This is a genomic window from Agathobaculum sp. (genome assembly GCF_034098985.1).
GTDB lineage: Bacteria > Bacillota > Clostridia > Oscillospirales > Butyricicoccaceae > Agathobaculum.
On sequence record NZ_JAXEOA010000013.1, the window covers coordinates 1 to 11824 of the forward strand.

Sequence of the window (11824 nt, forward strand, 5' to 3'; positions counted from 1 at the left end):
CGTTGATAGCCATTTCCTTGATAGCCAAATGATAGCAAAAGTTCGGCAAGCCCATAGGATAAGGATAATAGGTATCAGGAAAAATCAAATGGTATCAAATCCCCCAAACAAAAGCGTTTAGAATTAAGTTTCATTTTGCGAGTGGGAATGATATAACAAAGCCCGGAAAGCCTTGATTTATCAGGCTTTCCGGGTTATCTTTTTCGGTAGTGATACACTTTTGATACACGATTACTCAAATTGCTGCAAATCATCGGCTAGTTTCTCCTGCTTGTCTGGATAGAGATGGGCGTAGGTGTTCATGGTGGTGTCCACCTTTTCATGACCCAACCGCTGGGAGATTAGCAAAATGCTGTAGCCCATTTCCACCAATAACGAGGCGTGGGAATGTCTGAGGTCGTGCACCCTTATCAGAGGCAATCCAGCGTCCACAGCTCAGGTTTTCAGCGCACGGTTTAAAGTTCCCTTGCCCCAGGTAAAAAGCCGTGTATCGGGCGTTACACCGTATAGAGAGGCTATGTATGACTGGATGTGCTCGTAAAGGAATGTGGGAATCGTCACGTCTCGTATGCTCTTAGGCGTTTTAGGCGTCGAGATGACATCTTCACCATGCAGTCGTGTATAGCTCTTAGTGATGCTGATGACCTTGGATTCATCAATATCAGCAGGAGTGAGAGCCAGAGTTTCCCCAATCCGCAGGCCGCCATAGAACATGATTTCAAAGGCTAGACGGTCGTTGTCACGCTTGCAATGTTTCATAGCCTGTTTGAACTGATCGACCGTCCATATCTGCATCTCGTCGGCGTCCTTTTTGCCCATACTCCCGGCAATGCGGCACGGGTTAGACGAGAGATTGTAATACTTAACTGCATAATTAAAAACAGCTGACAACTGATTATTGGTGGTTTTCAAGTAGGTAGGAGCGTAGTCCTTTTCGTGGCCGATTAAATCATTCTGCCATTTTCGGATATGTGCAGGCGTGATCTTGTCGATAGGTAGCTTCCTGAAATAGGGCAACAGCTTGGTATCAAACAGATACCGCTTGTTTGATATAGTGGTAGCCTTGAGCCGTGTGGACATATCCTCAAAATACAATTCCGTTAGCGCCTGAAAGGTCATATTGCAGCTCATGGTGGACTTGCTGAGGAATTTTGAAGTAATGAAGTAAAGCGCGACGCTTGCAACGGTCGCGACGGTGTTTTGAGGGGTACTCCCTGCACCGTTGCGACCGTCGCCACCGTTGCGGAAAGAAAATATGAGGTGGTGTTTTGCCACCCCATCTTTTCAGGTGAGCCCTATTTTAGGGCGTACTATGTAAATATTAAGGAGTAGCCCTCATGACTTGAGACCGGGGTATAGGACGCGAAGTAAAAGCGAAGGATGGGAAAACATTTTGCCCACGCATCTAGCGATGACTACTGTGTTTCACGGTAGCCATCAGGCGTAAGGGTGGAACGATTTGTTCCACGGCATCTTAAAGGGGACGGCGCTTTGGCGTACCCTTTCAAAGCGTTCGCAGAACGCGCAGCCACAGAATGAAATTCTGTGTTCAAAAGGGGCTTGGGGGACACTGCCCTCAACAAGCAGACGGCAGGAAATGTGAGTGTGTATTAACACTCGCATTGCTTGCCGGATTTGTGTGTGGATAGCCACACGCATTGCTTGCCAGATTCTAAAATTAACGAAACGGACCTTGTGCTGCTGCGGAAAATCAATCGAAAATTAAGCATTAGGAGTAACGACTATGAGAAAGATTTTGTCCTGTGAGTTCAACCTAGACACCGCCTGCGTGGAGCTGTCTCTGGAGGACGGGATGCTGCTCTCCATTGACTGCACTGCCGTAGAGAACGAGGTGGCAAACAGCATGTACCAGCGGTCGGAGCTGGACTGGCTGATCTATACCGATCCGCTGGCCTATGCCGAGCTAATTTTGAACGGTGAGCCGGAACTATACCTGAGTGCCGTGACAGAGAAAAGATTGTTGGATTGACAGGTATAAAATCGGAGCTGCGTTTAAGGATGCTTTGAAAGATAGGGTTGAGTCATAGCTAAATTCCGTGCACTCACTTTTTCGTGAGATTATCTTGCTATCATGTGCGTGATATGGTATAATATAAAGGAATTCGACAATGAATGGGGAATTGATTATGCCAGTCAGTTACGACAAGCTATGGAAGATGCTGATTGATAAAAAAATGAAGCGAACAGAGCTAAAAGACGCTGCAGGAATCAGTTTCAATGTACTAGCCAAAATGGGAAAGAATGAATATGTCTCAATGGAAAGTCTACATCGGATTTGCCAAACCTTATCATGTGATATAGGTGAGATTGTAGAGTTTATAGACGGGTGATGGCTGTGCAGGCAATTTGCAAAAGAACGGTGAGGAGAAATTATATGCAGCGTCCGTTGACTTGTGTTGAAATATGTGCAGGAGCTGGAGGGCAGGCTCTTGGTCTTGCTATGGCGGGTTTTGTTCATGTAGCATTAGTGGAATATGAAGCTGATTATTGTAAAGTCTTAAAAGATAACCGGCCTGAGTGGAATGTTATATGTGCGGATGTGCACGATTTTGATGGACGCCCTTATAGGGGGGTAGATCTGTTTGCGGGTGGAGTGCCGTGTCCTCCTTTTTCAGTAGCAGGTAAGCAGCTAGGAAAAGATGATGAGCGCGACCTGTTCCCGGAAGCAATCCGTCTTATCAAGGAAATTCAGCCCCGTGCGGTCATGTTAGAAAATGTTAGAGGATTCTTAGATTCAAGTTTTAATGAATACCGCACACATATCTTAGAATCTATTCAGGAATTGGGATATAAGACACAAATTAAGTTGCTGAACGCATCAAATTTTGGCGTTCCACAACTTCGTCCGAGGGTTGTTATTGTCGGTATACGCAGCGATCAGACAGGAGTATTTTCCTACCCAGATGAAGATCCCTGCAGTGCCCCTACCGTGGGAAAAACATTGTATGATTTAATGGCTGAAAATGGTTGGCCGGGTGCAAAAGACTGGGCAGCTAAAGCTAATAAAATTGCTCCTACATTGGTAGGTGGCTCTAAAAAGCACGGTGGGCCGGATTTGGGTCCGACAAGAGCGCGCAATGCTTGGGCAGAACTTGGTGTTGATGGGAAAGGGATTGCGAATGAAGCGCCAGCACCAGATTTTGAGGGGATGCCCCGGCTTACAAGCCACATGATGGCACGAATTCAAGGATTCCCGGACACATGGACATTCGGAAAAAGAAAAACTGTGGCGTGCCGGATGATTGGAAATGCATTTCCTCCTCCGGTAGCGCAAGCGGTTGGTGAAGAGATAAAGGAGTGTCTTGAACATGGATACATTAATAGCGAATGCGAGATTTCACTTTCACGAGCGGTTATTTGAGACGAACACCCTTACATTGACTTCGGCTGGTGTAGCATCGAATGCAGATACTAGTAGTCGGGGTTCAAAAGCAATCTCCAGGAAAATTATTGATATTTTAGTTGATGAACATCATCATACTGTAAATACAGTAGATAAGATTTCCGGGCAAACACTTGGTAAACAATTCGAAATCCTTACAATGGATTTTTTGCGTGAAACTTTCCCGCAGCTTCAGAATTTACGGCCAGGGCGCTGGACAATTCTTCAGCTTGGAAATAACAATAAACTGAAGACAAGTGATTTTGCTCAGTATGAACATCTTGCATACTTAAATGCACTTACTACACAGAACGCTCAGCTAGCAGCGGCTCTGGGAAACGATTATTTAGTGGCACCAGATGTAGTAGTTTATCGTGACCTATATGAAGATGATGAAATCAACGCTGCTCAGCGTATCGTTGACACAGATGTAAGTAAAATGGCAGATATTCGGAAAGTCAACGGCGGTAAACCTATACTGCATGCAAGTGTATCAGCTAAATTTACAATGAGAAGTGATCGGGCCCAGAATAGCCGGACCGAGGCGCTGAATTTGATTCGGAACAGGAAGGGACATCTGCCTCATATCGTTGTAGTTACGGCGGAACCCATGCCGAACCGGCTTGCCTCTCTCGCCTTGGGAACAGGTGATATTGATTGTGTGTACCACTTTGCCCTTTATGAACTGATTCGTGCGGTCAAGGAAGTGGGCTCTGAAGATGCAGTTGAAACTTTGGAAACGCTTGTTCAGGGCAAGCGTTTAAAGGATATTTCTGATTTGCCGCTGGATTTGACTGTATAATGGCCGATACGATTTCTTCTGACCGGAGAAGTAAAATCATGTCCCACATCAAGAGCAAGGATACTAGCATAGAGATGATGGTACGCCGACGCCTCTTTGCGATGGGATACCGGTACCGGGTCAATTATAAGGCATTGCCGGGCAAGCCCGATATTGTCTTTACTAAGAAGAAAATAGCCATTTTTATTCACGGGTGCTACTGGCACGGGCATGATTGTGGAAGTCGGTATGCCCATACGAGCCAGTCAAACCAAGCATATTGGGGTCCTAAGATAGAGCGGACAAAGCAGCGAGATCAGGAGCATATTCAAAAACTTGAAGCTCTTGGATGGACAGTTGTCGTGTTATGGGAATGTCAGATTCAAAGAGAGATTAACACTATAATCCAAGAATTGGTACAATGTATTAATCAAAATAAAAAGAATTCAAATTATGGATTCGCTGTTTTTAATTGGTGTGCAAGTATATGATTGGGTCTGAAAATTTGGCAATTACAACGGCTTGGCGTATGCTTGAATTTGGAAGTTATAATAGTTTTGCAATTAAATAAAAGGATTTAATATTATGGATTTTTCGCAATATTCTGGAATGGAATTAATACAAATTTATGGTGAATTGCTATCTAAAATGCGCCAAGATCAGTTGATTCGCTCTAAGAATGTTACTGGAGATCTAGGCGAGTACATCGTAGTTGACTACTACAGCAAAACAAAAGGATTACCCAAATTACAATTTGCGCCACCGTCTACTAAAAATATAGATGCTATTAGCATAAATGGTGAAAGATATTCAATCAAGTGCACCACCACCAATACAACAGGCGCTTTTTATGGAATACCTAAAGATACTGATATTAATTCCATTAAGCCTTTATTTGAGTATGTAGTTATAATCAAGCTGAACGAGAATTATCAGCCAGAGTTTATTTTAGAACTCGACTGGGAGTCGTTTTTTAAACATAAACATTGGCATTCAAGGATTGGAGCATATAACTTACTGATTACTAATTCTTTAATTGACGATGGGAAAATGATTTATAAGAAAAATTAGTCACCTTTTTCCTACATTTTGTGTTTAGCAAAAGAGTTTATGGGGGGAGTGAGACGCAATGCTTAGTGGACATTTTGAAAACTGTTATGGGTTAAAACTGTTTAATCTACCTAATATCAATTTTTCTCGCTGTAACAAAGCTATGATATATGCGCCTAACGGAGTAATGAAAAGTTCGTTAGCAAAGGTGTTTGATGACATTTCAAAAGGAGCGGAAACAAGTGACCGTATTTTTCGAGATGCAGTTAGTAGTTACTCGCTAACACATTATACAAGTCAGTATGTTTTTAGTTCAGCCAATGCCGCGACAACTCTAACGCCAACGGATAGAATATATGTTGTCAATACATTTACTGATTCATTTGAATTTACTAAAGAAACTGTAAGTACTTTATTGGCAGATGAAACTACAAGAAATGAATATAATGTTCTTATGGCTCAGTTTAGCGGCGAAATTCGGCAAATTGAGGATAAACTGAGGACTCTGACTGGTTTAACTAAGCCTCAAATTAAAGGAAAAATAATTGCGGATTTAGGGCTGGACAACACTTCCGATTGGACGGATATTTTTGAAAAAATACATGAACTCATTGAAAATCGACAGGTACTCGATTATTTGAATGATTGTACTTATTCAGAGTTGTTTAACGATAAAGTGTTGGCGGTATATAGTAAACGAGAATTTGTTAGTTCGATTGAGGAATATATTGAGAATCTTAACACTCTTTTGGAAAATAACCCTATATTGAGCGACGGGTTTACCGATAGAAATGCAGAAACTCTCGGCAAAGAATTGGCAAAACATAATCTCTTTAATGCACAACACACTATTCACTTAAAAGACGGAATTACAGTTATTCATTCACTTGATGAGTGGAAAGCTGCAGTAGATAAGCAATTAGAGCGTATTTATACAACACCTCAACTAAGTACAGTTTTTCAAAAACTAAAAAAACTACTTACTGCTAATGAAAATGTTTCGCGACTCCGTGATATTATTATCTCCCATCGCGAAATAATTCCTGCGTTGAGAGACATTAATGCCTTAAAGATTCAAACATGGCTTGATTGCTTTTCAAAACTTGACAATCCCTTTGCTGATTACTATGGTAGAATTTCGCAATATACAATTCAAATTCGGGCGTTGTATGAACAGGCTGCTGCACAATCGGCAAGATGGCAAGCGGTAGTTAATGAGTTTAATAGACGATTTCGTGTTCCATTTGAGGTTCAGATTGAAAACAAAGCTAACTTCTTGCTAAAAGATGAAGCGCCAAATCTGTCATTCAAATATACTCGAGGGGTTACTGCACAACAGAGTGCTACGCTAAAAAAAGATGATTTAATGGGATCATTGAGTACTGGCGAAAAAAGAGCGCTTTATCTGCTGTATATTTTGTTTGATCTTGAAAGAATTAGGCAACAAGCGAGTGCTGGTAGCGGACAGTTCTTAATAATTGCAGATGATATAGCAGATTCGTTTGATTATAAGAACAAGTATGCCATTATTGAGTATCTTAACGACCTCGGTAACACCTCTGGTATTGATTTGCTTATTCTCACACATAATTTTGACTTTTATAGGACAGTAAAACTAAGATTGGGTGTAAATCGCTCGAATTGTTTTATTGCACAGCGTGATGAAGAAGGTGTTACTTCAGTTACAGAATTCAAGTATCAAAAGGACTTTTTTAAGAATGTTGTGATTTCTGGCATCAAAGATGGAAACATTACTAACGATGAAAAGAAGAAACTTTTAATATCAAGTATTCCATTCTACAGAAACTTGTGCGAATATAGTGAAATGGACACTGGACCTACCAGTAGATATGCGAAATTAACCTGTTTCCTACATTTAAAAACCGAACCACTTGATACGCAATCTACGAGGGTCTCGGATTTGTGGAATCTAGTCAGTCCTTTTCTTAATGGAGTTTCCTTTTCTGGTGTTGATGAGAATTACTATTCAGCAATTATTAGAATCGCAAACCTTTGTGTTGCGGATAATACTGACGAAGTGCTTTTGGATAATAAATTGGTTATTGCGATTGCAACTCGGCTTTTAACAGAAAAATTTATGCAGAATATAATTACAGCAAATGGGCAAATCTGCATAGATGCAAGTAGTAATCAAACAAGAGAATGGTACAAACAAGCAGAGCCGTTCTTAACATCAGAGCAAAAAGCTATAATCGAGGAAGTAAATCTTATCACGCCTGAAAGCATACACTTAAATTCTTTTATGTTTGAGCCACTAATAGATATTTCTGATTGGGCATTAAAGGAACTCTTCATAAAGGTTGAAGGACTTTGATTTGCCTTTTCTTTGGCAACACCATGGCAACAAAAAATCAGATAGCCCCTACTATCTGAATAATGAAAAGGATACCAATATTCTGAGCTAAATCTCATAAGCAAATCCGTTTAGAAAAATTCTAACAGGAGCGAGTGGGAATAACTGCAATTATCGTAGAATATTTCAAACCGGGGAAACCTTACTTTAGCAAGGCTTTGATAAGGATGGTAGTAAAAAACCAGTAAAATCAAGGCATTGCGGACAGCAACAGACAGGGCTTTGGCTTAAAACTGAATATCAGACAGATTAAGGGATATTGTTTTGACAGCAGTATCCCTTTTCTATTGCCTCTGTATGCCTCCATCGGGCAGACCGCCATAGGTATTTTCGCCTATGGCTTTTTTCATGCCCATTTACAGAAAGGAGCCAACCATGAAACTGACGGAACCTGAAATGAGGATGGCCTACCAGCTTGAAAGCACAAGCCAGGCGGGTGTCCTGAACGAACTTTACATGACCTGCCGCTATTCACGGGATGAAGATACCAAAGCCATGGCGGAAAGCCTTATGGCAAAAATCCGCCCCCTCTCCGACAAGGAGTGCATGGCTCTGGTAAATGATGTTCAGAAGAATTACCACTTGCCGGGGAAAGCCCGAACCATCGGGGAAATGCTTGCGGAGGCAAGGCAGAAGTCCGGGGCGAAGAAACTGGCCGGCCATGACATTATGGCTCTGGAGCGTTTTGCCCCTGATACCCGCCACATGATCGTCTTAGATGTTCTCTCCCATGAGTCCCCTATGGGATATAAAGGTGAGCGTATGCGTCTGTTCCTCACCGAGCAGGGATACCAGAAAGCCAGGGAGAACCAGGACAAGGGATTTATCAAGATCAGAAACCACGCCAAAGTGATAGCGGGAAACCTCCACTATGACGCAAAAGACCGTGACCTCTGAAAAGCACCCTCTTTTGGGGCGAAAATCATCCCTTTTCCTCTCTGTATGCCTCTCTCCGACAACAGGCAGGAGGATTTATCCCTGTACCCTGACGGAAACAGCACAGAGGAAAAATCACAAGAAAAACGACCTTTTTAGAAAACGGAAAGGAGGTGTCCGATTATGGCAGTTTTCCGCATAGAGAAAACCCGTGATTTGTGGATAGGATAATTGTTCATGCCCCAGACAAAAGCAGCGGGCGGCGTTTACAGGAAATCGAGATTATCTACAATCACATCGGAACATTCGACCATTCAAAGGTCACTTTATGGAAAGGAAAAGCGGTATAGCACCAAAAATGCCATACCGCAAATCCTTACTTAAAAAACCATCCTTACGAAACCCTCACATTTGTTCGGTTTCTCGGGTTGCTTTTTATGCTTTTGCGAGTCCGGAAAAGTCTGATGCGCCGTTCGGGAAAATATGATATAATAACATCACAAAGGTTTGACAGAGACATTTGACCACATGTAAAAAAGAGAGGAGTTACAAACCGATGAAGCAGGATATGATTGTGGTGCTGGATCTTGGTTCCACAGAAAACACAACGATTGCACGTGCAATTCGCGAATTAGGTGTATACAGTGAGATACACCCACATGACATTACGCCCGAAGAGCTGCGGGCTCTACCAAACGTAAAAGGTATCATTTTAAACGGCGGACCAAACCGTGTAGTAGACGGTATAACTGTTGATGTCGTCCCTGCAGTCTATGAATCTGGTGTACCGACGCTGGCGGTAGATCATCCTACTGCCAAGGGCGAAGCACTGGCGGCATGGCCCGAGAATTATGAAGACTGCCTTAATACACTCAAAGATTTCGTGTTTGGCGTTTGCAAGGCACTGCCGAACTGGAATATGGAAAATTTCATTGCCGACCAGGTAGAGCTCATTCGGCGGCAGGTGGGTGGCCGCAAGGTTCTGCTGGCTTTATCTGGCGGTGTGGATTCCTCAGTCGTCGCCGCATTGCTGATTAAGGCAATCGGCAAGCAGCTGACCTGTGTACATGTTAACCACGGCCTGCTGCGCAAAGGAGAGCCGGAGCAGGTTATTGAGGTTTTTCGCAATCAGATGGATGCTAATTTGGTCTACGTAGACGCGGTAGACCGTTTTTTGGATAAGCTGGCAGGAGTGGATGATCCGGAGCAGAAACGTAAAATCATTGGCGCGGAATTCATCCGTGTTTTTGAAGAAGAAGCGCGGAAATTGGATGGTATCGAGTTTTTGGGACAGGGCACTATTTATCCAGACATTATTGAGTCAGGCACCAAAACCGTGAAAGCCGTCAAGAGCCACCATAATGTTGGCGGCCTGCCGGAAGATCTGGATTTCGAATTGGTGGAACCTCTTAAAATGTTATTTAAAGATGAAGTACGCGCCTGCGGAAAGGAGCTGGGGCTGCCGGATAATATGGTTTATCGGCAGCCGTTCCCGGGTCCTGGGTTAGGCGTGCGCTGCCTTGGCGCAATTACACGCGACCGTTTGGAGGCTGTTCGGGAGTCTGATGCTATCTTGCGTGAGGAATTTGCGAACGCAGGACTTGAAGGAAAGGTTTGGCAGTATTTTACCGTGGTACCGGACTTTAAGTCCGTTGGTGTGCGCGATGGTAAACGTACGTTTGACTGGCCTGTTATTCTTCGAGCGGTCAATACAGTTGATGCAATGACGGCGACCGTTGAGGATATTCCATTTGCATTGCTTCAAAAGATCACTATGCGTATCACAGCTGAAGTGGCTGGGGTAAATCGTGTGCTTTACGATTTGACGCCAAAGCCGAGTGGTACGATTGAATGGGAATAAAGCTGGAATGAAATAACAAAACTGCCGCTCTTTTGGAGCGGCAGTTTTATGCTTGCAAAACATTTGGTCAAGTGAAGATGAAGAAAAAACGGTTAACGTAATATGTTTAGGGATAAAATTGATCTATAGCGCGGGTAAGGAATAAAAACCTTTATAAATTTGTGAAAAATACGGATAAATCCTTGACTTTAACACGGAGAAGTGTTTTGATAATACTATCCAAATACCGGAGAAAGAGGATATATTTCATTGAATTTGAATCGTGATAATATGAAAAAGGCCATGGGGCTGATTCTGTTTACTGTATTACTGTTTGTCGGACTGCAGAACACCAAGCTCGTGGGAGAAGCACTGCGGTACGTGCTCGGCTTGCTTGCGCCCTTTTTGATTGGCGGTTGCCTGGCTTTTATTTTAAATGTACCTATGCGGTTTTTTGAAAAAAACCTTTTCACAGGTACCAAAGCGACGAAAAATAAAAAACTGCTTAAAATGAAGCGGGTATGCAGCATTATTTTGACGTTGATCGTTGTGTTTGGCGTCGTTGTAATTGTGTTGTTCATGGTTTTGCCTGAATTATATAATTCGATTACGGCAATCGGTACCGAACTTGCGGCAGCTCGCGCCCGGGTTCCAGAATGGCTTGACCAGATCAGCACGGCTGTGCCGGCGTTTGAAAAAGAGATCCTATCTCTAAAGGAAAGCTGGCTGGAGATCGATTGGAAAGAAGTAGGTGCAATGGTCGTCCAGTTTTTACAAAATGGAAGTTTTCTGAGTGATACGTTCAACTTTGCGACCTCGGTGCTCAATGGTGTCACCAATGCACTGATCGGCTTGGTTTTTGCTATTTATATTTTGATGCAGAAAGAAACGCTTGGCCGTCAATTCCGCCGGTTGTTTTATTCGTTCTTCCCGGAACGGCGCGTTGATCGCTTTTTGGAGATCTGCGGATTAACTTCGTCATCGTTTAATAGCTTTTTGTCCGGCCAATGTCTGGAAGCGTTTATTTTAGGCATGATGTTTTTTGTTGCAATGTCCATTTTTAAAATACCGTATGCGCTGATGATCGCCGTTGTGATTGGCGTGACCGCACTCATTCCGATTTTTGGCGCGTTTATTGGTTGTGTAGTAGGCGCTATGCTTATTTTCATTCTGAGCCCTATGAAAGCGTTATGGTTCCTTGTGCTGTTTCTGGTGCTGCAGCAAGTAGAGGGGAATTTTATCTATCCCCGTGTGGTGGGCAGTTCGGTCGGCTTACCGTCTATTTGGGTTTTGTCGGCGGTCACATTGGGCGCAAGTGTTGCAGGTATTATCGGCATGCTGTTTGCTATTCCGGTTTTTTCTGTTCTTTATACATTACTTCGTGAGACCGTGCGCGCCCGCGTAAAAGAACGCGCTATCGATGCAGATAAAATTAAATAAGAATTAAACCTTAGGACCCGTGCTTAAATAGATGAATGCACGGGTCTTTTTCCAAATTTA

The 11824-nt window shown here is 43.0% G+C and carries 13 protein-coding genes; 11 read left to right on the forward strand and 2 right to left on the reverse strand.

Features of this window, described 5'->3' with window-relative positions:
• Positions 1–231: 231 nt before the first annotated feature.
• Both SO058_RS03390 and SO058_RS03395 read right to left on the reverse strand, forming a co-directional pair.
• Positions 232–420: a tyrosine-type recombinase/integrase gene (locus tag SO058_RS03390; RefSeq protein ID WP_320841592.1), complete on the reverse strand. Its 189-nt coding sequence runs from the start codon at positions 418–420 to the stop codon at positions 232–234.
• A 15-nt stretch (positions 421–435) separates the two neighbouring features.
• Entirely contained in the window at positions 436–1275 is an 840-nt protein-coding gene (locus SO058_RS03395) for a site-specific integrase (RefSeq protein WP_320841593.1), read from the reverse strand.
• Between the two features lie 469 nt (positions 1276–1744).
• Between SO058_RS03395 and SO058_RS03400 the strand changes: the two genes are divergently transcribed.
• The 11 genes from SO058_RS03400 (at position 1745) to SO058_RS03450 (ending at position 11764) form a co-directional block, all read left to right on the forward strand.
• Positions 1745–1990: a DUF6061 family protein gene (locus SO058_RS03400; RefSeq protein ID WP_320841594.1), complete on the forward strand. Its 246-nt coding sequence runs from the start codon at positions 1745–1747 to the stop codon at positions 1988–1990.
• A gap of 157 nt (positions 1991–2147) precedes the next feature.
• On the forward strand, positions 2148–2351 hold the full coding sequence (locus SO058_RS03405) for a helix-turn-helix domain-containing protein (RefSeq protein ID WP_320841595.1): 204 nt from the start codon (positions 2148–2150) through the stop codon (positions 2349–2351).
• A gap of 44 nt (positions 2352–2395) precedes the next feature.
• Complete coding sequence (locus SO058_RS03410; protein WP_320841596.1) at positions 2396–3382, forward strand: DNA cytosine methyltransferase; 987 nt, start codon at positions 2396–2398, stop codon at positions 3380–3382.
• Positions 3330–4205, forward strand: coding sequence for an NgoMIV family type II restriction endonuclease (locus tag SO058_RS03415; RefSeq protein ID WP_320841597.1), 876 nt, complete (start codon positions 3330–3332; stop codon positions 4203–4205). The genes SO058_RS03410 and SO058_RS03415 overlap by 53 nt, the downstream gene beginning before the upstream one ends.
• Entirely contained in the window at positions 4205–4675 is a 471-nt protein-coding gene (locus SO058_RS03420) for a very short patch repair endonuclease (protein ID WP_320841598.1), read from the forward strand. Before SO058_RS03415 ends, SO058_RS03420 begins: the two co-directional genes overlap by 1 nt.
• A gap of 94 nt (positions 4676–4769) precedes the next feature.
• Complete coding sequence (locus SO058_RS03425) at positions 4770–5255, forward strand: hypothetical protein (protein ID WP_320841599.1); 486 nt, start codon at positions 4770–4772, stop codon at positions 5253–5255.
• 58 nt (positions 5256–5313) lie between these two features.
• Positions 5314–7569, forward strand: a complete 2256-nt coding sequence (locus SO058_RS03430; protein ID WP_320841600.1) for an AAA family ATPase — start codon at positions 5314–5316, stop codon at positions 7567–7569.
• Positions 7570–8154: 585 nt separating this feature from the next.
• Positions 8155–8505 carry a DUF5720 family protein gene (locus SO058_RS03435; protein ID WP_442872233.1) on the forward strand — a complete coding sequence of 117 codons (351 nt, stop codon included), beginning with the start codon at positions 8155–8157 and terminating at the stop codon, positions 8503–8505.
• A 197-nt stretch (positions 8506–8702) separates the two neighbouring features.
• Entirely contained in the window at positions 8703–8834 is a 132-nt protein-coding gene (locus SO058_RS03440) for a DUF4368 domain-containing protein (RefSeq protein WP_320841602.1), read from the forward strand.
• A 206-nt stretch (positions 8835–9040) separates the two neighbouring features.
• Positions 9041–10345, forward strand: coding sequence for a glutamine-hydrolyzing GMP synthase (gene guaA, locus SO058_RS03445; protein WP_320841603.1), 1305 nt, complete (start codon positions 9041–9043; stop codon positions 10343–10345).
• A gap of 249 nt (positions 10346–10594) precedes the next feature.
• The gene (locus SO058_RS03450) at positions 10595–11764 is read left to right on the forward strand and encodes an AI-2E family transporter (RefSeq protein ID WP_320841604.1); all 1170 of its coding nucleotides are present in this window, start codon (positions 10595–10597) and stop codon (positions 11762–11764) included.
• Positions 11765–11824 lie beyond the last annotated feature (60 nt).

Bases quoted from the DNA above. Each gene is read 5' to 3' on its own strand.
- SO058_RS03400 (WP_320841594.1), top strand. From the start codon at position 1,745: ATGAGAAAGATTTTGTCCTGTGAGTTCAACCTAGACACCGCCTGCGTG.
- SO058_RS03405 (WP_320841595.1), top strand. From the start codon at position 2,148: ATGCCAGTCAGTTACGACAAGCTATGGAAGATGCTGATTGATAAAAAA.
- SO058_RS03410 (WP_320841596.1), top strand. From the start codon at position 2,396: ATGCAGCGTCCGTTGACTTGTGTTGAAATATGTGCAGGAGCTGGAGGG.
- SO058_RS03415 (WP_320841597.1), top strand. From the start codon at position 3,330: ATGGATACATTAATAGCGAATGCGAGATTTCACTTTCACGAGCGGTTA.
- SO058_RS03420 (WP_320841598.1), top strand. From the start codon at position 4,205: ATGGCCGATACGATTTCTTCTGACCGGAGAAGTAAAATCATGTCCCAC.
- SO058_RS03425 (WP_320841599.1), top strand. From the start codon at position 4,770: ATGGATTTTTCGCAATATTCTGGAATGGAATTAATACAAATTTATGGT.
- SO058_RS03430 (WP_320841600.1), top strand. From the start codon at position 5,314: ATGCTTAGTGGACATTTTGAAAACTGTTATGGGTTAAAACTGTTTAAT.
- SO058_RS03435 (WP_442872233.1), top strand. From the start codon at position 8,155: ATGGCTCTGGTAAATGATGTTCAGAAGAATTACCACTTGCCGGGGAAA.
- guaA (WP_320841603.1), top strand. From the start codon at position 9,041: ATGAAGCAGGATATGATTGTGGTGCTGGATCTTGGTTCCACAGAAAAC.